This is a genomic window from Streptomyces sp. NPDC048269, assembly GCF_040652395.1.
Classification (GTDB): domain Bacteria; phylum Actinomycetota; class Actinomycetes; order Streptomycetales; family Streptomycetaceae; genus Streptomyces.
On record NZ_JBEZLW010000018.1, the window covers coordinates 1 to 22,846 of the forward strand.

Consider the following 22,846-nt stretch of genomic DNA (forward strand, 5'->3'; position numbering starts at 1 on the left):
TGCGACGGTCGCGGCCGACCGCTCGGCTTCGTCCTCACCGGCGGCAACGCCGCCGACTGCACCCACTTCGAGGAGGTCATGGACACCATCAAGGTCGGCCGGGCCGGGCGCGGTCGACCTCGGACCCGCCCCGACCATGTCCTGGGAGACAAGGGCTACAGCTCCCGCAAGATACGTGCCTACCTGCGTAAACGCGGGATCGGCCACACCATCCCCGAACGCCGCGACCAGCGCGCCAACCGAATCCGCCGAGGCGGTGCCGGAGGCAGACCGTGCACCTTCGACAAACTCCTCTACAAGAAGCGCAACGTCGTCGAACGCTGCTTCAACCGTCTGAAACAGTTCCGCGCGATCGCCACTCGCTACGACAAAACCCGCGAGTCCTACCAGGCAGCCGTCACCATCGCATCCCTGTTCCTCTGGCTAAAGCCCCTTTGAAGACACTGCCTAGTGGCTGGTCCGGCCCGGGGCGGTCACTTCCCCGGGCCCCTCTATTCCCAGAGAGGGCCCGTAGTATGCATGGCAGCAAGTGCCAAGGCTGTCTCTCACTGCCCTTGAGTCCGCCCCGGCCCGGAGCTTCGGCGCGGGGGCCCGGAGTCGGGCAGCGGCTTGCCCAGCACCGACCGGCCGTCGGGCCGAGGACCGACCAGCAGTAGGGACACAGCAGTGACAGTCAGTACCGCGGGCCCGGTGACCGGGCTGCCCTCGGGCGGACCGGCCGCGCCCGCCCGCCCGATACCGGCGGTCCCCGGCTCGCTGCGCTCCCGCGGCACCCTCCTGCTCCTCGAAGCCGTCGTCGCCTTCGCCGCGGCGCTCGTCCTGCCGGTGCTGGCCCGCGGCTTCAAGCTCAACCCGCTCGACAGGATCGCCCAGGTCAGCGGCCTCGCCGCGATCCAGTTGCGGTTCGCCCTGGTCGGCCTGCTGTTCATCGCCGCCGTCGCGCTCGCGATGCGGCTGCGCCGGGGCCACCACTTCGACCTCGCCGCCCGGATCGCCGCCGCCGCCATCGCGGGTCTGGCCAGCGGCTTCGTCGCGGCCGGCGCGGTGGTCGCCCTCCACGGCACGCCGTGGCCGATGTTCGGCCTCAACGGTGACAGCGGCCGCATCGTCGAGTGGGCCCACGCGGTGGCCAACGGCCGGCCCTCGGGCTCGCCGGTCTACCCGCCGGCGCCCCTCTACACCCTCGGCCACTACGCCGAGTGGTTCCGCGGCGGCAACACCGCGTACGCCTTCAAGGACCTCCAGATCCTCGGCGCCGCCGCCTTCGGGCCGCTGGTCTACCTCTGCTGGCGCATGCTGCTGAGCCCGGTCCGCGCGCTCGCCTTCGGCGTGGCGCCGGCCTTCGCGCTCATCGACGCGTACAAGCCGTACAGCCAGACGGTCCTCGTCCTGCTGGTTCCCGTACTCGTGGCGATGGTGGTGTCGCTGCGCCGCAGCGGGACCGACGGCTGGCGGCCGCTGCTGCTCAAGGGGGCCGGCTTCGGCGTACTGCTCGGCCTGCTCTTCCTCACCTACTCGGGCTGGTTCCTGTGGAGCGCGGCGGGAGTGCTGTTCGCCGCGCTGCTGTACTTCCCGTGGCGGTCCGGCCGCCTCAAGGGCGCGGCCTTCCTGGGCGCCACCCTGGCGTCCTTCCTCGTGGTCGCCGGGCGCTACCTGATGGTGATGCTGACCGAGGGGCAGACCACCAAGGACTACAACTTCCGCTTCGACAACTTCACCGACCCGGCCTACTACCTGATGTGGCGCACCGACATGCCCGGCAAGGTGGGCGACTGGCCGCCGCCCGGCGAGTACGGCGGGGTCGGGCTCTTCGCCCTGGTCACCTTCGTCTGCCTCGGTGCCGCGATCTGGCTGGGCATCCGCAGGCCCATGGTGGTCACCATCGCGGCCATGTTCATCAGCGCGTGGGTGATGCGGATGTACATCGCCTCGCACATGTACGAGACACAGACCGTCCAGCTGTACACGCGGACCAACAACCAGCTGCTCTACTGCGGGCTGCTGCTGTGCGCGCTGGTCGCCCATCTGGTCTCGCAGCGGATGGCCGCCGCGCGCCGCGAGGCCGGCGCCGACGGCACGCCCCGTGCCGGCTTCCCCGGCCGCGAGGGGGCGGTGATCGGCGCCCTGTGCGCCCTGCTGCTGGTCCTCGGCACCGTCTCCTCCTCGATGGCCGACCGCTACATGCCGGCCAAGGAAGGCACCTACCGGATCCTGCCCTGGGTGTCGCACACCATCACGGAGAAGGACGGGAGCTGCCCGAAGTTCGCCCCGGGCGGTACCTGCTCCAAGGACGGCGACCAGAGCTGGCTGAGCTTCATCCGATGACTCGAGGAAACCGATGATCTCCGCACTGACGCGGCTGGCCGACCGGTCGGCCAGGACTCCGAAGCGGCTGTGGCTGGTCGCCTTCGCGCTGTTCTTCACGCTCGCGGGCTCCTGGTCCGCCGCCAGCCCGCTCGCGAGCTCTCCCGATGAGCACGCGCACTTCATCCGCGCGGCGGCCGCCGCCAGGGGCCAGATCAGCGGACCCGAGGTGATGGTTCCGCACGTGGTGGCGGGCATCGAGGGGCAGTTCGCCGAGACCGGGGTGCAACTCCCGGAGTGGTACCGGAACCTCCCCAAGATGCACGAGTGCTACGCGTGGCACGAGAAGAAGCCCGCGTCCTGCGCGCCCTCGCTCGGGAACTCCGGGAAGACCGTGCAGGTCACCACCGCGGCCGGCCGCTACCACCCGGCCTATTACCTGGCGACCGGCTGGCCGAGCCTGCTGGTCGACGGCCCCAAGGGGCTGTACCTCATGCGCTTCGCGTCGGCGCTGCTCTGCTCCGCCCTGCTGGCCAGCGCGCTGGTCACGGCCGCCGAGTGGCGGCGGCGCTCGCTGGCCGTGCTGGGCGTGCTGGCCGCGGCCACGCCGATGACGCTGTACATGGGCGGCATGGTCAACCCCAGCGGCGGCGAGATCGCCGCCGGGATCCTGGTGTGGACGGCCCTGCTGTCGATCGTGCTGTCCCCCGACCCCCGGCTGCTGAACCGCCGGCTGGCCAGGCTGGGCGTCGGCGGTCTGGTGCTCATCAACATCCGGCCGCTCGGACTGATCTGGTTCGCCGGAGCCGTGGTCTTCTGCCTGCTGCTGGCACAGCGGCGCGGAGTGCTGGGGCAGGTGCTGCGCCGCAAGGCCCTGTGGGCTTGGACGGCGCTGCTGGGCATCGCGACGGCAGGTGCGATGCTCTGGGCGTCGAAGCACCCGGACAACTCGTTGATCAACACGCCGGACAGCCTCACCGCCGCCACGGCTGCGAAGAAGACGCTCGGCAACTCCTACACCTACGTCAAGCAGATGCTCGGGTACTTCGGCTGGCTGGACACGCCGGCCCCCGCCTTCACCTGGCTGGTCTGGCTGGGTGTGCTGGCGACGCTCGCGGCACTGGCGCTGGCCTACGGCCGCGCGCGGGAGTCGGTCGCGGTGCTCGGCATGCTGGCGGCCATCGTGATGGTGCCGGTGGTCGCCCAGGCCTCGGAGGCGGAGCGGGTCGGCATGGTGTGGCAGGGCCGCTACCTGCTGCCCTTCGCCGTCGGCCTGCCGCTCATGGCCGTGTTGATCTGTGCGGACCGGGCACCCGAGCGGGGCTTCCCCTGGCGCAGGCTGGTCGGGTTCGCCGCCGTCGGCCTCGCGCTGGCCGACGTGGCTTCGTTCTACTGGACGCTGCGCCGCTTCGCGGTCGGGACCTCGGGCTCGTGGGTGCCGACCCATGCCCATTGGGCCCCGCCCGGCGGCTGGGTCGTGTGGGTCGGCGTGTACACGGTGGCGGCCCTGCTGCTCGTGGTGCCTGCCCTGCTGTCGGACCGGAAGCCCGCCGCGCCGCAGCCCCCGGACCGGGACGCCCCGCGTCCCGGGCGCCACTCGAGGGTGCCGGAGCCCGCCTGACGGCGGGGGCCGTCAGACCCCGGCCACCCCGGCCGCGCCGACGTCGGCGGTCACCACGGACGGCGTACGGTCGTCCGCCTCGGCCAGCAGCGCGCCGCCCGGGGCCCATACGGCCGCCCCGCCGCAGCCGGTCCACGGGCCCGCCGGGCCGACGTGGTTGGCGAGGACGACGTACAGGCCGTGCTCCTTCGCGATCCCCGGGTGGACGGTGGCGCGCTCGTGGACCCCGTCGCCCGTCCCGTAGAGGGAGCTCGCGAGGTGGACCTGGCAGCCGTCGGCCGCGCCCCGGCCGGCCGGCCCGGGGAAGTGGTTGTCGTAGCAGACGCCCAACGAGAAGCGGATGCCGCCGAGTTCGAAACGCCCGTCCTGCCCGCCGGGCCGGAAGACGTCCTGCTCGTGCCGGTAGAGGTGCTGCTTGGCGTACGTGGTCACGTGCGCGCCGTCCGCGTCGTGGACCAGCGTCGCGATGGCGGGACGGCCGCCGCCGGCCGGAAGCGCGACATTGATCGCCGTGGCGATGCCGGCGGAACGCACCGGGTCCAGCCGGGGATCGTCGGCGTCCGTCCAGAGCCCGGGGTCGGTGGCCAGCGCCGCCAACTCGTACCCGGTCAGCGTGAACTCGGGGAACACCACCAGTTCGGCCCCCTCCTCACGCGCCCGGCCGGCGAGCACGGCGGCCGCCGTGGCGTTGGCCCGCACGTCGGCGGGTACACAGGTCATCTGCGCTGCGGCGATCTTCATGGGCTCAGGATGCCAGTCCGCCGGCGGCCTTCCGGCATCTCCCCCGAGTGCGGCTGCGCGGGACGTGCTCCCGGCCGGCTTCCCTCGGGCGATCACTCCGCTGCGGGCCCCCGCAGCAGGGTCAGGAAGGACCGGAACGCAGCCGGCATGTCCACCGATCCGGGGGCGAGGAGCCACTGGTACTGGAGGCCGTCCATGACCGCCGTCAGCAGCGGGGCCGCCTGTTCGGGGGTGAGGCCCGAGGGGAGCCGGTCGCCGAACTCGGCACGCAGCACCGCCGCCATCTCGCCGCGGACCTGGGCGTAGCGCTCGGTGAAGAACTCCCGGGCCGGGTGCCCGTCGGTGACGCTCTCGCCCAGCAGCGCCGAGAAGGTCTGCACGATGCCGGGGCGCATCGCGTTGTACTCCACCAGCGAGGCCAGCAGGTCCAGTCGCCAGGCGCCCGCAGAGGCCCGCGAGCCGCCGCCCGTGTCCCAGCGGTCGCGCTCCTCCAGCACCGCGACCAGCAGCGCCTCCTTGGTCGGGAAGTAGTGCAGCAGCCCCTGCTGGGTCAGGCCCACGCGCTCGGCGACCGAGCCCAGGGACGCGCCCCGGTAACCGCGCTCCGCGATCACCTCGACGGCCGCGCGGACGATCTCCCCGCGCCGCTCCTCGCTCTTCGCTCTGGCCATTGCCCCGGCACCCTTCTCGTTCCGACCCGCCAGCAGGACCGTACGGCATCTGGATATCACGAAAAGATTACAAGCCCTACCGCTCTACAGGTAGCGGGTCCACGATGGGGGCACCCGCACGCAGCACGCACCGCACCCACCGCACTCACCGAGGAGGCACGGCCGTGACCGATGCCGATCAGGCCCGCGAAAACGCCGTCGAGGCGTCGCTGGGCAAGCTGGATCTCGACACCAAGGCCCGCCTGCTGGCCGGCCAGGACATGTGGTCCCTGCCCGCCCTCCCCGAGATCGGGCTCCAGTCCCTGGTCATGTCCGACGGCCCCATCGGGGTGCGCGGCGTGCGCTGGACCGCCGACGACCCGTCCATCGCCCTGCCCTCACCGACCGCGCTCGCCGCCGCCTGGGACCCCGCGCTCGCCCGCCGCGCCGGCCGGCTCCTCGCCCAGGAGGCCCGCCGCAAGGGCGTCCACGTCCTCCTCGCGCCCACCGTCAACCTGCACCGTTCCCCGCTCGGCGGCCGCCACTTCGAGTGCTACTCCGAGGACCCCTACCTCACCGGCGCCATCGGCACCGGCTACGTGAACGGCGTCCAGGACGGCGGGGTCGGCACCACCGTCAAGCACTTCGTCGGCAACGACGCCGAGACCGAGCGGTTCACCGTCGACAGCGTCATCGAGCCGCGCCCGCTGCGCGAGCTGTACCTGGCCCCCTTCGAGGCCGTCGTCGCCAATGCCCACCCCTGGGGCATCATGACCGCCTACAACCAGGTCAACGGCACCACGATGACCGAGCACCGCTACCTGGTGAACGAAGTCCTGCGCGGCGAATGGGGCTTCGACGGATACAACGTCTCCGACTGGATGGCCGCCCGCTCCACCACCGGCGATATCGAAGGCGGCCTGGACGTGGCCATGCCCGGCCCGCAGACCGTCTACGGACCCGCCCTCGCCGAGGCCGTCCGCGCCGGCGAGGTCCCCGAATCCGCCGTCGACACGGCCGTGCGCAACGTGCTGCGCCTCGCCGCCCGCGTCGGCCTCCTGGAGGGCGCCCCCGCAGTCGTCACCGAGGCTCCGGCCCCGGTCGACGGCCAGGCACTGGCCCGTGAACTCGCCGCCCGCGGCTTCGTCCTCGTCCGCAACGAGAACGGGACCCTGCCGCTCGACGCCGCCGCCGGCCGCACCGTCGCCCTGATCGGCGCCGCCGCCCGCGATGCCCGCGTCCTCGGCGGCGGCTCCGCCACCGTCTTCCCCGAGCGGGTCGTCTCCCCGCTCGACGGCCTCACCGCCGCGCTTGCGGACGGGACCCTGACCTTCGCCGTCGGCGCCGACCCCTCCGACGAACTCGCCCCCGCCGACAAGGGCTTCGAGCTCCGCGCCGTCTGCCGCGACGCCTCCGGCGCCGTCCTCGGCGAGGGCAGCCTCCCCTCCGGCCAGGTCCAGTGGATCGGCGAGGACCTGCCCGCGGGCGCCACGTACGAGACGATGGCGACCATCGAGGTCACCGGGACGTTCCTGCCGCGCGAGAGCGGCGAGCACGCCTTCGGCACCCGGGGGCTCGGCGCCTTCACCCTTGCCGTCGGCGGGGAGACCCTGTGGGGCGGCGTCCAGGAGATGGGCAACGAGGCCGACCCCTTCGAGGCCTTCTTCGGCGCCCCCAGCGAGCGTGCCCGGCTCACCCTCACCGAGGGGGAGCCGGTGGAGGTGTCACTGACCTACCAGGTCCCCGACGTGACCGCGCTGCCGCTCAAGGCGATCATGTTCTCGCTGCTCCACCTCGGCCCGCGGCGCGACCCGGAGGAACTGATCGCCGAGGCGGTGGCGGCCGCCCGCGCCGCAGACACCGCCGTCGTGGTCGTCGCCACCACCGAGCGCGTGGAGTCCGAGGGCTTCGACCGCCGCGACCTCACCCTGCCGGGCCGTCAGGACGACCTGGTCCGCGCCGTCGCCGCCGCCAACCCGAACACCGTGGTGGTCGTCAACGCCGGCTCCCCGGTCGAGCTCCCGTGGCGCGAGGAGGTGGCCGCCGTGCTGCTGACCTGGTTCCCCGGGCAGGAGGGCGGGGCCGCGCTGGCCGACGTACTCCTCGGGGACGCGGAGCCGGGCGGGCGGCTGCCCACGACCTGGCCGGCCCGGTTCGCCGACGCGCCCGTTACCGAAGTCGTCCCCACCGAGGGGCGCCTGGAGTACCACGAGGGGCTCTGCATCGGCTACCGGGCGTACGAGGCCAGGTCCGTGGTCCCCGCCTTCCCCTTCGGGCACGGCCTCGGCTACACCGACTGGGCGTACGAGTCACTGGAGGTCACCGCCACCACGGCCCGGGTGCGCGTCACCAACACCGGCCCCCGGCCCGGCCGCGAGGTCGTCCAGATATACCTGGCCCCGGTCGAAGACCCGGTGGAGCGTCCGGCGAGCTGGCTGGCGGCCTTCGCGGGCGTCGAGGCGGGCCCCGGCGAGAGCGTCGAGACCGAGATCGAACTGCCCGCCCGGGCCTTCGAGATCTGGGACGAGAGCACCCGCGGCTGGCAGCGGATCGGCGGCAGCTACGAGGTCCGCGCGAGCCACTCGCACGGCGACACGCGGCTGACCGCCACGCTCGACACCCCGTAACGCGGCGTAACAACAGGAATGGCCGGAAAGCACCCCCGCCGGGCCCCATAAAAAGACCGGGCAGGGGGCGGGTCCTGACCCCCGCCCCCTGCCCACCGGCGTCAACGCGGCGGCTCGGCCGCCGTCACCTGGCGGTGCGCCAGTTCCGCCAGCCGCGCCTGCCCCTCCTTGCCCGGATGGAACCAGTCCCAGCGGCTCAACTGGTCCGCCCCGAAGGGGTACTGGAAGACCGCGCCGCCGTCGTAACGGCACAGCGCGTCCTTCGCGCAGACCTCGCGGAGCACTTCGTTGTACTCGACCACCCGCGCCCGCACCTGCTCGCGCCGGGCCGTCGACCCCGAGGCCGCCGACAGCGGATCGGCGAGCATCGACTGGCAGATGCCCAGGCTCCAGATCTTCCGCACCATCGGGTCGTCCTTGCCCTGCTCCCACAATCGCTGGAGGTCCGGCACGCTGGAGACGTACACCTGGGTGGTGGGGGACGCGGCCCGCAGCCCCGCGAGGGCCCGCTCGAAACCGGCCCGGAACTCCGCCACCGGCGTCATCGACGAAGCCGTGGGCCGACAGGCGTCGTTCGAGCCCACCATGACCGTGACCAGGTCGGGCTTGTGCCCGGCCGCCTCCGCCAGCTGCCCCGGCAGGTCCGCCATCCGCGAGCCCGTCACCGCGTGGTTCCAGCTGCGGACGGGCACCCCCGCCTCGCCGAGCAGCCGCGCGGCCAGCGAGTGGACTTCGGGGTCGTTGCCCGTGACCCACGAGACCTCCGGGCAGTCGGCGAGGACCGAACAGGCGTCGAATCCACGGGTGATGGAGTCGCCCACCGCCGCGATCGACGCGGGCGCCGTGTTCCAGCGCGGCGCGGCCTGCGCCCCGCGCACGCCGTCGTCGCCCGAGCCGCCCGGCCCGCACCCCGTCACCGCTCCGGCCAGCAGGACGGCCGCCGCTCCCGCGCCCGCGAGTGTCCGGCGCGCGCGGCGGCGCGGAGCGGTGGTGCGCATGGGATGGTCTCCTCCTCGACGCCCCGCATCGTTCGGGGGGTCCTGCTGAGTGAAAGCTCTGTGTTTACCGGCCTCGGAGCGACCGTACGTCACACCATGACCTCTGACGCACGGTAGCTTTTTCCCGTGGCGTTTCGGCCGCAGGTCCCGTAGCGCAATGTCAAATAATTTCCGTTACATTGCATCACGTCACATACTGTCCGTTTTCTGGAGTTTATTCCCGACCTCGTCCCACACTGGAGGTCCCGGTGACGACACGTGGAGTTCTGTACGTGCATTCCGCACCGCGCGCGCTCTGCCCGCACGTGGAATGGGCTGTGGCGGGCGTGCTCGGGGTGCGGGTGAACCTCGACTGGATCAGGCAGCCCGCCTCGCCGGGCACCTGGAGAGCCGAGTTCTCCTGGCAGGCCGAAGCGGGCACCGCCTCGAAACTCGCCTCAGCGCTGCGCGGCTGGCACCTGCTGCGCTTCGAGGTGACCGCGGAACCCTGCCCGACCGCCGAGGGGGAGCGCTACAGCTCCACCCCGGAGCTCGGCATCTTCCACGCCGTGACGGGCATGCACGGCGACATCCTCATCCCGGAGGACCGGCTGCGCGCCGCCCTCGCCCGGTCCGCACGCGGCGAGACCGACCTGGAGGCGGAGATCGCCAAACTGCTCGGCAAACCCTGGGACGACGAACTGGAGCCCTTCCGCTACGCGGGCGAGGGCGCCCCGGTCCGCTGGCTCCACCAGGTGGTCTGAGCCCGTACCACCCGGCCCCGTACACGAGAAGGGCCCCGCCCGGCAGATGCCGACGGGGCCCTTCGTACGTGTGGGTCAGACGGTACGGAACGCGAGCGTCACGTTGTGTCCGCCGAAACCGAACGAGTTGTTGATCGCGGAGATCGGGCCGTCGGCCGGCAGCTTGCGCGGCTCGCCGCGCACGATGTCCGCGTCGATGTCGTCGTCGATGTCGTCGAGGTTGATCGTCGGCGGGGCCAGCCGGTTGTGCAGCGCCAGCACGGTCGCGACGGTCTCGATACCGCCCGCGCCGCCCAGCAGGTGTCCGGTCATCGACTTGGTCGCGGAGATCGCGATGTGGTCGAGGTCGTCGCCCAGCACCTTGCGCAGGGCCTTCAGCTCGGCCGTGTCACCCTGCGGGGTGGACGTGGCGTGCGCGTTCAGGTGGACCAGCTCGGCGGGGTCGAGACCCGTGTTGTCGAGCAGGTTCTGCACCGCGGCCGCGACACCGCGGCCGGTCGGCTCCGGCTGCGCGATGTGGTGGCTGTCCGCGGACAGGCCCTGGCCCAGCACTTCGCAGTACACCCGGGCACCGCGCGCGGCGGCGTGCTCGGCGGACTCCAGGACGACGACGCCCGCGCCCTCGCCCAGGACGAAGCCGTCACGGCCCTTGTCGTAAGGGCGGGAAGCCAGCTCGGGGTTCTCGTTGTTCTTGGACATCGCCATCATGTTGGCGAACGCGGCGATCGGCAGCGGATGGATCGCCGCCTCGGTGCCGCCGGCGACGACCACGTCGGCACGGCCGCTGCGGATCATCTCGACGGCGTAGCCGATGGCCTCGGCGCCGGAGGCGCAGGCGCTGACCGGAGTGTGCACGCCCGCCTGGGCGTTGACCTCCAGGCCCACGTTGGCCGACGGGCCGTTCGGCATGAGCATCGGGACGGTGTGCGGGGAGACCCGGCGCACACCCTTCTCCTTCAGCACGTCGTACTGGTCGAGCAGGGTCGTCACGCCGCCGATGCCGGAGGCGATGACGGTGCCGAGGCGCTCGGGCGCGATGGCGGCGTCCTCGCCCGCGGGGGCGGTGTAGCCGGCGTCGGCCCACGCCTCGCGGGCCGCGATGAGGGCGAACTGCGCCGAGCGGTCGAGCTTGCGGGCCAGCGGCCGGGGCAGGACCTCGCTCGGGTCCACGGCGGCCGGTGCGGCGATACGGACCGGGAGTTCGGCGAACCGCTCGCCCTCCAGGGGCTTTACGCCGGAACGGCCGGCGAGCAGACCTTCCCAGGTCGAAGCGCTGTCGCCACCCAGCGGAGTGGTTGCGCCGATACCGGTGACGACCACGGTGCGATTGGTCGGGCTCACAGGAATTCTTTCTCCACGTCTCAGGGGGTGCTGAATTGTCACGGCGCCACCGCCAGGTGGCGACAAACGCTCGTCAGGCTCAGGCCTGGTGCTTCAGGATGTAGCTGGCGGCGTCGCCGACCGTCTTGAGGTTCTTGACGTCCTCGTCCGGGATCTTGACGTCGAAGCGCTCTTCGGCGGCGACGACGACCTCGACCATGGAGAGGGAGTCGACGTCCAGGTCGTCGGTGAAGGACTTCTCGATCTGAACGTCCTCGGTCGGGATACCGGCGATCTCGTTGACGATCTCCGCGAGACCCTCGACGATCTCTTCCTGCGTGGCGGCCATGTGGCGCTCCTTCTATAGCTAACTGGTGATTCGGGCCGGGCAGTGAAACCCGGGCCCTAGGGGAGGGTAACGACCGTCGCGGCGTAGACGAGTCCCGCCCCGAAGCCGATGACGAGCGCGGTGTCGCCGCTCTTCGCCGCTCCGGTCGCCAGGAGCCGCTCCATAGCGAGCGGGATCGAGGCGGCCGAGGTGTTGCCGGTAGTCTCCACGTCACGGGCGACCGTGACGTGGTCCGGCAGCTTCAGAGTCTTCACCATCGAGTCGATGATCCGCATGTTTGCCTGGTGCGGAATGAAGACGTCCAGGTCGTCGGCGGTGATTCCGGCGGCGTCGAGCGCCTGCTGGGCCACCTTGGCCATCTCGAAGACGGCCCAGCGGAAGACCGCCTGACCCTCCTGCGTGATGGCCGGGAACTTCTCGGCGCTGTCCTTGCTGCGGTACTCGTCCCACGGCACGGTCTGCTTGATGGTCTCGGACTTGTCGCCCTCCGAACCCCACACCGTGGGGCCGATGGCCGGCTCGTCCGAGGGGCCGACGACCACGGCACCGGCGCCGTCACCGAACAGGAAGGCCGTCGCGCGGTCCTCCAGATCGGTGAGGTCCGAGAGCCGCTCCACGCCGATGACGAGTACGTACTGCGCCGAACCCTCCACCACCATGCCCTTGGCCAGGGTCAGGCCGTAGCCGAAACCGGCACAGCCCGCGGAGATGTCGAAGGCGGCGGGCTTGACCGCGCCGATCCGGTGCGCGATCTCGGTCGCGACGGCCGGCGTCTGCTTGAAGTGCGAGACCGTCGAGACGATCACGGCACCGATCTGCTCGGGGGAGACACCGGCGTCGGCCAGCGCCTTCCCCGAGGCCTCCACCGACATCGCGGCGACGGTCTCCTGGGGCGAGGCCCAGTGCCGCGTCGCGATGCCCGAACGGGAGCGGATCCACTCGTCGGACGAGTCGATCGTCTCGAGGATGACCTCGTTGGGCACCACACGGGTCGGGCGGTAGCCGCCGACACCGAGGATGCGGGCGTACGGGGAGCCCTTGGCCGGCTTGATCTTGGACATGCTGTGTGGGCTCCTTCTCTCAGGCCGTCTGCTCGGCGACGAGCGCCGCGGCCTTGTCGAGATCGTCCGGGGTCTTCAGGGCCACGCTCGGCACGCCCTTCAGTGCGCGCTTGGCCAGACCCGTCAGGGTGCCGCCGGGGCACAGCTCGATGATCCCCGTGACACCGAGCTCCGAGAACGTCTCCATGCACAGGTCCCAGCGGACCGGGTTCGCGACCTGGCCGACCAGACGGGCGACGACGTCGGCGCCCGTGGTGACGACGAGGCCGTCCTTGTTCGAGACGTACTTCAGCGCCGGGTCCGCCGGGGAGAGGGCCTGCGCGGCCTCCGCCAGCTTGTCGACGGCGGGGACCATGTGGTGCGTGTGGAAGGCGCCCGCGACCTTGAGGGCGACGACCTTCATGGAGCCTTCGGGCTTGTCGGCCTCCAGGGCAGCGATCTGCTCCATGGTGCCGGCGGCCACGATCTGCCCCGCGCCGTTGATGTTGGCGGGGGTCAGACCCAGCTTCTCCAGGTGTGCGACGACCACGTCACGGTCGCCGCCGAGGACCGCGGCCATGCCGGTCTCGGTGACAGCGGCGGCCTCGGCCATGCCCAGACCCCGCGTACGGACGAAGGACAGCGCGTCGGCGTCGGTCAGGACACCGGCGTAAGCGGCGGCGGTGATCTCACCGACGCTGTGGCCCGCAACGGCACCGAAGGTCGAACGGCCGTGCCCATGGGACGTGGCCAGGGCCTCGGCGGACAGCAGACCGGCGGCGACCAGCAGCGGCTGGGCCACGGCCGTGTCGCGGATCTCGTCCGCGTCGGCCTTCGTGCCGTAGTGGGCAAGGTCGAGCCCGATGGCGTCCGACCAGGCGGCGACGCGGTCAGCGGCACCGGGAAGGTCGAGCCAGGGAGTCAGGAAGCCGGGCGTCTGAGCGCCTTGGCCGGGAGCGACGAGTACGAGCACCCTCACACTCTCTCTTGTGGATGGTCCCTGCCGCCCGTGGGGACAGGGACCAAGAACCGTCGGGGTAATTGTTGATGTCCGACAAAAGTCTAGGACTGAGGATCGCCGTCGGCCAGACGCCCGAGAATCAGGGCGATCCGCAGCGTGAACGCTGAACGGACATCAGAAGGTGACCAGCCGGTGACGTCGGTCACACGTCGCAGCCGGTAGCGCACCGTGTTGGGGTGCACGAACAGCATCCGGGCAGCCCCTTCGAGGCTGCTCGCCTGCTCCAGATACACGCTCAGCGTCTCGAGCAAAGCTGAGCCCGCTTCTTCAAGCGGTCTGTAGATCTCCTCCACCAACTGCTCCCTTGCAGCGGGATCCGAGGCGATCGCCCGCTCCGGCAGGAGATCGTCCGCCAGGACCGGGCGCGGCGCGTCCTGCCACGCCGTGCACGCCTTCAGCCCGGCCGCCGCGGCCTGCGCCGACTTCGTCGCGTTCAGCAGGTCGGGCACCACCGGGCCGGCCACCACCGGGCCGGCCGCGAACGGTCCGATCAGGGACTTCGCGACCTGCATCGGGTTGTCGCTGCCGCCCGCGATGACCACCAGACGGTCCCCGAGCACACCGGTGAGGACCTGGAGTTTGTGGTGGCGGGCCGCGCGCCGGATCGCCTCGACCGTCAGCTCGCTGTCCCCTTCCGGCGCGGTGCCCAGCACCACGCACACGTGCTCCGGGGAGTTCCAGCCCAGCGCCGCCGCCCGCGACAGCGCGCCCTCGTCGGCCTCGCCGGACAGCACCGCGTTGACGACCAGCGACTCCAGCCGCGCGTCCCACGCCCCGCGGGCCTCGGCGGCCTGCGCGTACACCTGGGCCGTCGCGAAGGCGATCTCCCGGGCGTACACCAGCAGCGCCTCGCGCAGGATCTGTTCGTCACCCGGGGCCGCCACCTCGTCGATCGCGGCCTCCATGACCTCGATCGTGGTGCGGACCATCTCGACGGTCTGGCGCAGGGTGATCGCCCGGGTCAGCTCGCGCGGAGCCGTACCGAACACGTCGGTGGAGATCGCCTGCGGGGTCTCCGGGTGCCGGAACCACTCCGTGAACGCGGCGATGCCGGCCTGTGCGACCAGGCCGATCCAGGACCGGTTCTCCGGGGGCATCGCCCGGTACCACGGCAGGGTCTCGTCCATCCGCGCGATGGCGTTGGCGGCGAGCCGGCCGGAGGACTTCTCCAGTCGGCGCAGCGTCGCGGTGTGCGGATGGGCGGGCACGGGATGCGCGGCGTGTGTCGCGGGGGAATGCTCACGTTCGGGTTGGGGCACGGGACAAGACTGCCTTATCGGGAAGGCCGTGCGGAGTCCGGTCCCGTGTCCGGGCCACGCCCCGTGCCACGGCTGGGTCTACGGTGGCCCCCATGATTGATGTACGCCGCGGCGCCGACCGGTACGAGGGCGGGGACCCGGTCACCGGGATCACGACCCGGCACGCCTTCTCCTTCGGGTCCTTCTACGACCCGGACAACCTGCGCTTCGGCCCGGTCCTGGCCTGCAACGAGGAGACCCTCGCCCCGGGCGCCGGCTTCGACGAGCACCCGCACAGCCACACCGAGATCGTCACCTGGGTGGTCGAGGGCGAGCTGACCCACCAGGACAGCACCGGCGAGAAGAGCCTCGTCCGGCCCGGCGACATACAGCGGCTCAGCGCCGGATCCGGGGCGCGGCACGTGGAGCGCAACGACGGCACCGAGCGGCTGCGCTTCGTGCAGATGTGGCTCGCGCCGCTCACCGCGGGCGGCGAGCCCTCGTACGAGGTGATCCGCGGCATCGCCGAGGACGCGCCCTACGCGGTCCCCGCGGCCGGCGCCGTGCTGTACGTGCGGCGGCCGGGCGCGGGCGAGCGGGTGCCCGTACCGGCGGCGGAGCGGGTGTACCTGCACGTCGTGCGCGGAGACCTGCGCCTGGACGGCGAGGAACTCGGCCCCGGGGACTCGGTCCGGATCACCGGCGAGCGCGACCTGGAGATCGTCGCCGGGTCCCCGGGCGAGCTGCTCATCTGGGAACTTCCTGCCTAGGTCCGGCGCCCCTTCTGGGAACTTCCTGCCTAGGCCCGGCCCCTGAGCTCCGCCAGGACCGCGTCGGTGAACGGGGGCCAGGCCTCCACGGCCCACGGGCCGAAGGCGCGGTCCGCCAGCGCCACGCACGCGGCGCGCGCGTCCGGGTCCACCCACAGGAAGGTGCCGGCCTGACCGAAGTGGCCGAAGGTGCGCGGCGAGGACGAGCCGCCCGTCCAGTGCGGGGACTTGCCGTCGCGGATCTCCACGCCGAGCCCCCAGTCGTTGGGCGACTGGTGCCCGTAGCCCGGCAGGACGCCCTTGAGACCGGGGTGGACGACGGAGGTGGCCGCGGCGACCGTGCGGACGTCGAGCAGCCGGGGCGCCTGCAGTTCGGCGGCGAACCGCACGAGGTCGGAGACGGTGGAGACGCCGTCCTTGGCGGGCGAGCCCTCCAGGGTGGTCGCCGTCATGCCCAGCGGCTCGCACACCGCCTGGTGCACGTACTCGGCGAACGGGATCCCGGTGGCCTTGGTGATGTGGTCGCCGAGCACCTCGAAACCGGCGTTCGAGTACAGCCGGCGCTCCCCGGGCGGGGCGGTCACCCGGTGCTCGTCGAAGGCCAGGCCGCTGGTGTGCGCGAGAAGGTGACGGACCGTCGAACCCTCGGGCCCGGCCGGCTCGTCCAGCTCGATCGCGCCCTCCTCGTACGCGACGAGGGCCGCGTACGCGGCGAGCGGCTTGGTGACCGAGGCCAGCGCGAAGCGGTGGTCGACGGGCCCGTGGGAGCCGGCCAGGCTCCCGTCGGCGCGTACGACGGCCGCCGCGGCGGTCGGCACCGGCCAGTTCTCGATGATCCGCAGGCTTTCCATGCCGTTGACGGCCTCCATGCTGTGCATGCGGCCGAGCCTACTTGCTTGGAGTGCACTCAAGGGTTTTAGCGTGGGGGCCATGAGCCAGAGCCTGACGCAGACGCGGTACACGATCAGCGAGGTCGAGGCCCGGACCGGTCTGACCCAGCACACGCTGCGCTGGTACGAGCGGATCGGCCTGATGCCGCACGTGGACCGCTCGCACTCGGGACAGCGGCGCTTCAGCGACGCGGACCTCCACTGGCTGGCCTTCGTCGGCAAGCTGCGCGCCACCGGGATGTCGGTGGCGGACATGGTCCGGTACGCCGAACTGGTCCGCGAGGGCGAGCACACGGTCGACGAGCGCCGCGAGCTGCTGGAGCGGACGCGGCGCGACGTGCGGGCGCGGCTGTCGGAGCTGACGGACGCGCTCGCCGTACTGGACTACAAGATCGATCTTTATACGACGAAAGAAATCGCGGGGAGCGCACAGTCATGACGGAGTACGACGGCACCACGTTCGACGGCACCACCCTCGCGCAGGTCGAACTCGGCAAGGGCGGCCCGCTGGTCGGCGTCCAGGGCCTCGGCTGCATGGGCATGAGCGAGTTCTACGGGGACACCGACGAGGCGGCGGCCCGCGAGACCCTCGACGCCGCGCTGGCCGCCGGAGTCACCCTCTTCGACACCGCGGACACTTACGGGCGGGGGCGGAACGAGGAATTCCTCGCCCCGTTCGTGGCAGCGCACCGGGACGAGATCACCCTGGCGACGAAGTTCGCCATAGAGCGGGGCGACGACCCGCACTACCGGGGCGTCCGTAACGACCGCCCCTACATCCGGCGGGCGGTGGAGGACAGTCTGCGCCGGCTCGGCGTGGACGTCATCGACCTGTACTACATGCACCGGCGCGACCCGGCGGTGCCGTTCGCCGAGTCGGTGGGCGCCATGGCGGAACTGGTGGCGGAGGGGAAGGTGCGCCACCTCGGGCTCAGCGAGGTCACCGGCGCGGAGCTGCGCGAGGCGCACGCCGTGCACCCGATCGCGGCGCTGCAGTCGGAGTGGTCGCTCTTCAGCCGGGACGTGGAGCGCAGCGCGGTGGGGGCGGCGGCGGAGCTGGGGGTTGCCTTCGTGCCGTACTCCCCGCTGGGCCGCGGCTTCCTCACGGGTTCCTTCGCGGACGCGGCGGCGGACCTCTCGGAGGAGGACTTCCGGCGCCACCAGCCGCGGTTCACCGGCGACAACGCGAAGGCCAACGCGGCGCTGCTGGCGCCGGTGCGGGAGATCGCCGAGGCGCACGGGGCGAGTCCGGCGCAGGTCGCGCTGGCCTGGGTGCAGCAGCGGGCGGCGGTGCACGGGCTGAACGTGGTCCCGATCCCGGGCACCCGCAAGGCGGTCCGCCTCCGCGAGAACGCCGCGGCGACGCGGATCACCCTGTCGGAGGCGGAACTGGCCTCGCTGGAGCCGATCGCCGCCCGGGTGGCGGGCGACCGCTATCCGGACATGACCTTCACGTCGGCAGCCCGCGAAGCCTGACCCTTCCGTCTGCGGCGGCGCCGCCGGGGCTCCGCCCCGGACCCCGCGCCTCAAGCGCCGGCGGGCTGGTTTGCGCGGAGCGCAAATCCAGCCCCGCCCGGCGATTGAGGGCGTACCTGCGCCGAAGGCGCCGGGTCCCGGCGGAGCCACATCCAGCCCCGTCGGGCGGGAGGTGCCATTCCACGCCCGCCAGGCGGACGGCATCAGCCACATCCAGCCCCGCCGGCGTTTGAGGCGCGGGGGTCCGGGGGCGGCGCCCCTGGGAGGGCGGAGTGGGGCCGGGGTGCGGCCTCGGCCCCCACGGGCCACCGCTACAGCGGATCCGCGGTGAAGCGCTCACGCAGGGCCGTGTACTCCGCGTCCGTCAGCAGGCCCGCCGTGTGCAGTTCGTTCAGGTGCTGCAGGCGCTCGTCGCCGGAGCGCGCCCGGGGGACCGCGGGCACGGCGGCACGGTCGCGCAAGCCGGCGAGGACCGCCGCGGCGAACGGCAGCGACTCGTGCGCCGCGCCGTACCCCACGCCGAAGACGGCGGCCGCCAGGTCGTGGTCCGGGCGGGGATCGGCGGCGGCGTCCCGCACGAGCAGCCGCAGGTGCCCGCCGGGCCCGCCCGGGGACCTCCACTCCACGCCGGTCAGGGCCGAGAGCGGGTAACGCTGGTCGCCCGCCTTCCACTTGGCGGAGGTGGCGCCCGTACGGGACCAGTGGAAGACGACCCCCGAGCCGTCGAAGCCCACCCGCGCGTCATACGCCTTCAGGTGCAGCGGCGGCCGCGGTACGTCGACCAGGAAGCGATCGGCCGGCTCGGCGGCATCCGGCCCGAGCCGGACGCGCAGCGCCTCGGCGAAGGCAGCGGCGTGCGGGGCCCGTTCGCCCGGGAGCACCAGCCGGTACGGGTCGCAGGACTCCTTCAGCTGCCCCGCCGCGGCCTCCATCAGCGGATCCGCGCCCGGCCGCGGACGGACGCGCAGCACCACCGTGTCCCGCTTCCCCGCGGTCACGGTCACCCCGGACACCGCTTCCAGGGGGATCCGGCGTGAGCCGAGCGCGTGAAAGAGTCTTGGCGTCCTCGGCGTTCTTATCCCCCGTGCGAAGCGGATGAGCACCGAGTCCGAGTCGAACTCCCAGACGGCATGGTTTCCGGCCAGTACGTCACCCATGCGGCACATGGTAGAGGGAGGGGCCCCCGCACGTCCCCCCTCGGTGCGAGGCCCCTTTTCCGCGTCTCTACGCGCGTCAGTCCTGGTCTGCGCCGGAAGTTCCACGGCGGCATGCGTCGTCGCCGCTCGCGCAGACCACGGAACCGAACGCGCCGGTTCCGATTTTGGCGAAGTTGTCCACCGAGTCGGTCCCTGGCGCGAAATAGCCGGTGTGACTCTTGGCCGTCACCGAGGAGAGCAGTCGGGCGCCGAACTCCGGGGACACCGGATCGGCCCCGTGGCCCAGCCCGCCGACCTCCAGGTGCGGTACGTCCGCGATCCAGTCGCCCTGGTCCCGCGTGGCCCAGACCCGGGCCGAGGTGTGCAGCCCGGCGACGTTCTCCGCGCGCATCCCGGGGCTGCCCGCCACCACGACGTCCGTCACCCGGGCCGGCAGCTCGTGCGCGGCCACCCCGCACACCACCGATCCGTAGCTGTGGCAGAACAGCGCCACGCTGGAGTCCCCGGGCAGGGCCACGGTCAGCGCTCTGAGCAGGACGGCGCCGTCCATGGCCATCCGGCCGGTGGCGGCGTCCATGCCCACTCCGGTCGGCGCGGTGTAGCCGGCCCACGCGATGACCGCCGTCCGGCTGTCCGGCGTGGCCGCGCGCTGGGCCTCGTACAGGGACTCGGCCATGCCGACCGGGGCGGTGAAGCGGCGCTGGGTGCGCTCGAAGGTGAGCACGTCGGTGTCGACGCCGGGGACGATCACCGAGATCCGGCGGGCCTCGTCGAGGTCGCCGAAGACCTCGGCGACGCGGCCGCCACCGGTGGGGTCGAAGGCGAAGATCTGCCGGCCCGGTTCGGCGAGCGAGGCGAAGCGGTGCAAGCGGCGGACGGCCGCGGAGCGGTCGGCGGGGGTCAGGGCGACATCGCGGCTGCGGGCGTCCTCGACCTGGCCGGCCCGCTCCAGGCCGAGCCGGTTGGCCCGGTAGCGGGTGGCGGCGGGGACTCCGTCGAGGTTGCCCACGACGAGCGGGTAGCCGTCGGCGAGCCGGGCCCGCTGGGCGCCGTCGAGCCCTCGGAAGAAGCGGGCCACCGTCCGGGCGGGGGCATCCGCGGACGGCACCGGGCGGCCGTCGATCCGAGCCGAGGCCCAGGCGGCGAGGGCCGCGGCACGCATCGGAGTGCCGTTCTCGGGGCGGTGCACGGCCGTCCAGCCGGTGGTCGCCAGCATGACGAACACCACCGCGAGCGCGAGCAGGGTGCGCAGGGCGGCGGGGCGCGGGTCGGCGTCGGGGGCGGTGGGGTGGGCAAGGCCTGACAGTTTCACTGCGACCAGCGTAAAAGACGCCTTCCGGCCGCGGCGCGCCGGGTGACGGGACTCACGGCCGACCGGGTAGCTCCGCAACTCCGGTCGCCGTCCTGCCCGGCAGGCCCCGGTCCACCGGTCAGTTCCGGTCCGTGGCGGGCGTACGGCGCCAATCCGCCGCCAGCGCCGGGCCGATGTGGTCCAGGTACATCTCGGTCATCCGCCGGATCGCGGCCACGCTGGTGTCCTCGCCCTGCCCCCACAGCCGCCCCGTGACGCGCATCACGCCCGAGAACGCGGCGACGGCCACCCGTGGCCGTGGGTCGATGTCCACGTCCAGGCCCTCACGGGCGGCGATCAGCCGGGCGATCCGCTCCTCCAGCTCGGTGGAGCGGCGCAGGTGTACGGCGAGCAGGGCCGGGGTGGACTCGATCAGCCGGTAGCTGCGCATGTAGAGGTCGAGGGGGACCACTTCGGAGAGGGCTTCCTCGAGAGTGTCCCAGGCGGCGAGCACCGCGCCGCGCATCGCCGCGAAGGGGCCCTCGGCGGGCGGCCGGGCCTGCAGTTCGGCGAAGAAGTGCGACTCGACCAGGTCCTGGACGGCGAAGGCGACCTCTTCCTTGTTCGCGAAGTAGCGGAAGAAGGTCCGCTGGGACACGTCCACGGCGTCGGTGATCTCATCGACGGTGGTGCGCTCGTACCCCTGGGAGATGAAGAGCTGCAGGGCGGCGCGCAGCAGCGCGTCCCGGGTGCGCCGCTTCTTGCGCTCGCGCAGTCCCGCCACCACCGGTGCGGCCGGCGCCGGCCGCTCGTCGATCATCACCGTGGGGCTCCTTTCCGCTGTTCTTCTGCTCTTCTGACGCCGAGTGAGCGGTCAGGTTACCTGTGACCCGCGCCACAGCGGCGGTACCGCTAAGCCGTTTGTGAAGTGTCAGTCGCTGTCATCTGGTGCCGAGGATGCCCGGGGCCTGCCGAACCGCGCATGTATCAGGACGTCAAGGCGAGGTTGCCGGTGCCTCAGCGGGCGGGGATGCCCCGCTTCAAGGGGAAGGAAGCGCCGTCCTGGGCGCCGTCATGGCCAGTACGGTCGGCAACTCGTTCGGGGACGACTGGCGCACGGCCGAGCTGCCTCCGCTCGCCCTCGCCTGCTTCACCGAGCGGGGCGAGAACGCCACCGTGGGGGCGGGCGCCGCACACGCCTGAGGGCCAGGGGCCGGCGCCCGCGGATGCGTCAACTCCGTACGTACGACAGCCCCGCAGGATGGTTCCGGCGGGGCTGTCGCCTATCAGGGTGGACCCGCCCGACGCCTCTTCCGCTCGGCCATCGGCCCAGGTCAGCGTGGTGTCGGCGGAGCTTTCGGAAACGGTCCGGGGCACGTCCGTCCACAAGGAGTTGACCCGTCATGCGTACGTGGAGCACCACTCTCGCCGTAGTCGGCCTGACCCTCAGCGCCCTCGTCCCGAGCACGTCCGGCGCGGCGCACGCCGCCGGCCCGGCCACGCTCGGGGCCTGCGCGACCGGGCAGCTGTGCCTGTGGGCGAAGCCCGAGTTCAAGGGCACCCGGCAGACCCACGAGCTGAGCACCCTGGACATCAACAGCTGCACCGCCCTGCCCGCGGGGACCAGCGCCCAGTCCCTCAGCAATCGGACCGGCCGCCCGGTGACGACGTACCAGTCGGCGGTGTGCGCGGAGACAGGCGAGTTCCAGACCTACCCGGGCGACGGGGTCTGGCTGCCCCAGTCGCCGTACCAGGTAAGGGCGTTCAAGGTGTGGGAGACGTAGCCCCGCGCGGCGGCGGGGCGGCGGTCCGGTCGACGGGCTCGACCGGCCCTGCCGCCCCGCCGCCCAGCGCTGCGACCTCGGCGCGCAGCGCCCGTACCTCCGTCTGGAGTTCCCGGATGGCCGCCAGCTGGAGCCGCTCCACCTGGTCGTCCCGCTCGAAGCGGGCGATGAACCAGGCGGCGATGTTGGCGGTCACCACACCCAGCAGGGCGATCCCCGACAGCATCAGCCCCACGGCCAGCACCCGGCCGAGGCCGGTGGTGGGGGAGTGGTCGCCGTACCCGACCGTCGTCATGGTGGTGAAGGACCACCACACCGCGTCGCCCAGGTTCTTGATGTTCCCGTCGGGGGCGTCCCGCTCCACGCTCAGCACCGCGAGCGAGCCGAACATCAGCAGCCCCACCACGGCCCCGGCCACATAAGTCGTCAGCCGGATCTGCGGAGCCATCCGGGCCCGGCGCCCCACCAGCATCAGGGTGGCGACCAGCCGCAGCAGCCGCAGCGGCTGGACCAGCGGCAGCACCACCGCGGCCAGGTCCAGCCAGTGCGTCCGTACGAAGACCCTGCGGTCACCGGCGAGCAGCAGCCGCACCAGGTAGTCGACCGCGAACGCCCCCCACACCACCCACTCCGCGTGCGTGCACGCCCGGTGGACCGCCGGATCCGCGTCGGGCGCCACGATGGGCACGGCGTAGGCGACGGCGAACGCCACGGCGAGCACCAGGAGCGGCGCCTGTGTACGGCGCACCCAGCGCGCCTGGCGGGAGGGTTCCTTCATGCCAGCATCGTAAAGAACGCGTAAGGGGCGCCGGGACAGGTGTCCCGG

23 protein-coding genes are annotated in these 22,846 nt (G+C 72.3%); 10 read left to right on the forward strand and 13 right to left on the reverse strand.

Features of this window, described 5'->3' with window-relative positions:
- From AB0D48_RS20675 to AB0D48_RS20685, 3 genes are all read left to right on the forward strand, one after another.
- A partial coding sequence (locus AB0D48_RS20675) for an IS5 family transposase (RefSeq protein ID WP_362398610.1) occupies positions 1 to 438 on the forward strand: 438 nt, incomplete at its 5' end.
- Positions 439 to 666: 228 nt separating this feature from the next.
- Positions 667 to 2,325, forward strand: a complete 1,659-nt coding sequence (locus AB0D48_RS20680) for a hypothetical protein (RefSeq protein ID WP_362398613.1) — start codon at positions 667 to 669, stop codon at positions 2,323 to 2,325.
- A gap of 13 nt (positions 2,326 to 2,338) precedes the next feature.
- Positions 2,339 to 3,925, forward strand: coding sequence for a DUF2142 domain-containing protein (locus AB0D48_RS20685; RefSeq protein WP_362398614.1), 1,587 nt, complete (start codon positions 2,339 to 2,341; stop codon positions 3,923 to 3,925).
- A gap of 12 nt (positions 3,926 to 3,937) precedes the next feature.
- Here AB0D48_RS20685 and AB0D48_RS20690 read toward each other — a convergent pair whose 3' ends face one another.
- Both AB0D48_RS20690 and AB0D48_RS20695 read right to left on the reverse strand, forming a co-directional pair.
- Entirely contained in the window at positions 3,938 to 4,666 is a 729-nt protein-coding gene (locus AB0D48_RS20690) for a carbon-nitrogen hydrolase family protein (protein ID WP_362398617.1), read from the reverse strand.
- A gap of 92 nt (positions 4,667 to 4,758) precedes the next feature.
- Complete coding sequence (locus AB0D48_RS20695) at positions 4,759 to 5,337, reverse strand: TetR/AcrR family transcriptional regulator (protein WP_362398619.1); 579 nt, start codon at positions 5,335 to 5,337, stop codon at positions 4,759 to 4,761.
- Positions 5,338 to 5,441: 104 nt separating this feature from the next.
- Here AB0D48_RS20695 and AB0D48_RS20700 point away from each other — a divergent pair, with 104 nt between their 5' ends.
- Positions 5,442 to 7,943, forward strand: a complete 2,502-nt coding sequence (locus AB0D48_RS20700) for a glycoside hydrolase family 3 C-terminal domain-containing protein (protein ID WP_362398622.1) — start codon at positions 5,442 to 5,444, stop codon at positions 7,941 to 7,943.
- A gap of 101 nt (positions 7,944 to 8,044) precedes the next feature.
- On the opposite strand, the gene AB0D48_RS20705 is transcribed toward AB0D48_RS20700, so the two are convergent.
- A complete protein-coding gene (locus AB0D48_RS20705; RefSeq protein WP_362398625.1) occupies positions 8,045 to 8,941 on the reverse strand; it encodes an SGNH/GDSL hydrolase family protein in 897 nt (298 codons plus the stop codon).
- Between the two features lie 248 nt (positions 8,942 to 9,189).
- Here AB0D48_RS20705 and AB0D48_RS20710 point away from each other — a divergent pair, with 248 nt between their 5' ends.
- Entirely contained in the window at positions 9,190 to 9,684 is a 495-nt protein-coding gene (locus AB0D48_RS20710; RefSeq protein WP_030160508.1) for a DUF3145 domain-containing protein, read from the forward strand.
- A gap of 75 nt (positions 9,685 to 9,759) precedes the next feature.
- On the opposite strand, the gene fabF is transcribed toward AB0D48_RS20710, so the two are convergent.
- The 5 genes from fabF to fasR all read right to left on the reverse strand — a co-directional run bounded on the left by fabF (position 9,760) and on the right by fasR (position 14,622).
- Entirely contained in the window at positions 9,760 to 11,025 is a 1,266-nt protein-coding gene (gene fabF / locus AB0D48_RS20715) for a beta-ketoacyl-ACP synthase II (protein WP_362398629.1), read from the reverse strand.
- A 79-nt stretch (positions 11,026 to 11,104) separates the two neighbouring features.
- Positions 11,105 to 11,353 (reverse strand): acyl carrier protein, encoded by a 249-nt coding sequence (locus AB0D48_RS20720; RefSeq protein WP_362398632.1) that lies wholly within the window; start codon positions 11,351 to 11,353, stop codon positions 11,105 to 11,107.
- Positions 11,354 to 11,409: 56 nt separating this feature from the next.
- The gene (locus tag AB0D48_RS20725) at positions 11,410 to 12,414 is read right to left on the reverse strand and encodes a ketoacyl-ACP synthase III (RefSeq protein WP_362398634.1); all 1,005 of its coding nucleotides are present in this window, start codon (positions 12,412 to 12,414) and stop codon (positions 11,410 to 11,412) included.
- A gap of 19 nt (positions 12,415 to 12,433) precedes the next feature.
- The gene (locus AB0D48_RS20730) at positions 12,434 to 13,366 is read right to left on the reverse strand and encodes an ACP S-malonyltransferase (protein WP_362398636.1); all 933 of its coding nucleotides are present in this window, start codon (positions 13,364 to 13,366) and stop codon (positions 12,434 to 12,436) included.
- 89 nt (positions 13,367 to 13,455) lie between these two features.
- Entirely contained in the window at positions 13,456 to 14,622 is a 1,167-nt protein-coding gene (gene fasR, locus AB0D48_RS20735; protein ID WP_362398931.1) for a fatty acid biosynthesis transcriptional regulator FasR, read from the reverse strand.
- A 143-nt stretch (positions 14,623 to 14,765) separates the two neighbouring features.
- Between fasR and AB0D48_RS20740 the strand changes: the two genes are divergently transcribed.
- Entirely contained in the window at positions 14,766 to 15,422 is a 657-nt protein-coding gene (locus tag AB0D48_RS20740; RefSeq protein ID WP_362398638.1) for a pirin family protein, read from the forward strand.
- A gap of 29 nt (positions 15,423 to 15,451) precedes the next feature.
- Here the strand turns inward: AB0D48_RS20740 and AB0D48_RS20745 are convergent, their stop codons facing one another.
- Positions 15,452 to 16,273 carry a serine hydrolase domain-containing protein gene (locus AB0D48_RS20745; protein ID WP_362398934.1) on the reverse strand — a complete coding sequence of 274 codons (822 nt, stop codon included), beginning with the start codon at positions 16,271 to 16,273 and terminating at the stop codon, positions 15,452 to 15,454.
- A gap of 79 nt (positions 16,274 to 16,352) precedes the next feature.
- Here AB0D48_RS20745 and AB0D48_RS20750 point away from each other — a divergent pair, with 79 nt between their 5' ends.
- Both AB0D48_RS20750 and AB0D48_RS20755 read left to right on the forward strand, forming a co-directional pair.
- The gene (locus AB0D48_RS20750; protein WP_362398640.1) at positions 16,353 to 16,751 is read left to right on the forward strand and encodes a MerR family transcriptional regulator; all 399 of its coding nucleotides are present in this window, start codon (positions 16,353 to 16,355) and stop codon (positions 16,749 to 16,751) included.
- Entirely contained in the window at positions 16,748 to 17,788 is a 1,041-nt protein-coding gene (locus AB0D48_RS20755; protein ID WP_362398642.1) for an aldo/keto reductase, read from the forward strand. The genes AB0D48_RS20750 and AB0D48_RS20755 overlap by 4 nt, the downstream gene beginning before the upstream one ends.
- Before the next feature lie 311 nt (positions 17,789 to 18,099).
- Here the strand turns inward: AB0D48_RS20755 and AB0D48_RS20760 are convergent, their stop codons facing one another.
- The 3 genes from AB0D48_RS20760 to AB0D48_RS20770 all read right to left on the reverse strand — a co-directional run bounded on the left by AB0D48_RS20760 (position 18,100) and on the right by AB0D48_RS20770 (position 21,056).
- Positions 18,100 to 18,945 carry a DUF4429 domain-containing protein gene (locus AB0D48_RS20760; RefSeq protein ID WP_362398644.1) on the reverse strand — a complete coding sequence of 282 codons (846 nt, stop codon included), beginning with the start codon at positions 18,943 to 18,945 and terminating at the stop codon, positions 18,100 to 18,102.
- Positions 18,946 to 19,021: 76 nt separating this feature from the next.
- Complete coding sequence (locus AB0D48_RS20765) at positions 19,022 to 20,161, reverse strand: alpha/beta hydrolase (RefSeq protein ID WP_362398937.1); 1,140 nt, start codon at positions 20,159 to 20,161, stop codon at positions 19,022 to 19,024.
- Between the two features lie 214 nt (positions 20,162 to 20,375).
- Positions 20,376 to 21,056: a TetR family transcriptional regulator gene (locus AB0D48_RS20770; protein WP_362398646.1), complete on the reverse strand. Its 681-nt coding sequence runs from the start codon at positions 21,054 to 21,056 to the stop codon at positions 20,376 to 20,378.
- A 254-nt stretch (positions 21,057 to 21,310) separates the two neighbouring features.
- Between AB0D48_RS20770 and AB0D48_RS20775 the strand changes: the two genes are divergently transcribed.
- Together AB0D48_RS20775 and AB0D48_RS20780 are read left to right on the forward strand one after the other, a co-directional pair.
- The gene (locus AB0D48_RS20775) at positions 21,311 to 21,439 is read left to right on the forward strand and encodes a hypothetical protein (protein ID WP_362398649.1); all 129 of its coding nucleotides are present in this window, start codon (positions 21,311 to 21,313) and stop codon (positions 21,437 to 21,439) included.
- Positions 21,440 to 21,639: 200 nt separating this feature from the next.
- On the forward strand, positions 21,640 to 22,020 hold the full coding sequence (locus AB0D48_RS20780) for a peptidase inhibitor family I36 protein (RefSeq protein ID WP_362398652.1): 381 nt from the start codon (positions 21,640 to 21,642) through the stop codon (positions 22,018 to 22,020).
- Here AB0D48_RS20780 and AB0D48_RS20785 read toward each other — a convergent pair.
- The gene (locus AB0D48_RS20785; RefSeq protein WP_362398655.1) at positions 22,001 to 22,798 is read right to left on the reverse strand and encodes a potassium channel family protein; all 798 of its coding nucleotides are present in this window, start codon (positions 22,796 to 22,798) and stop codon (positions 22,001 to 22,003) included. The two genes, AB0D48_RS20780 and AB0D48_RS20785, sit on opposite strands and share 20 nt — an antisense overlap.
- Between the last annotated feature and the right edge of the window lie 48 nt (positions 22,799 to 22,846).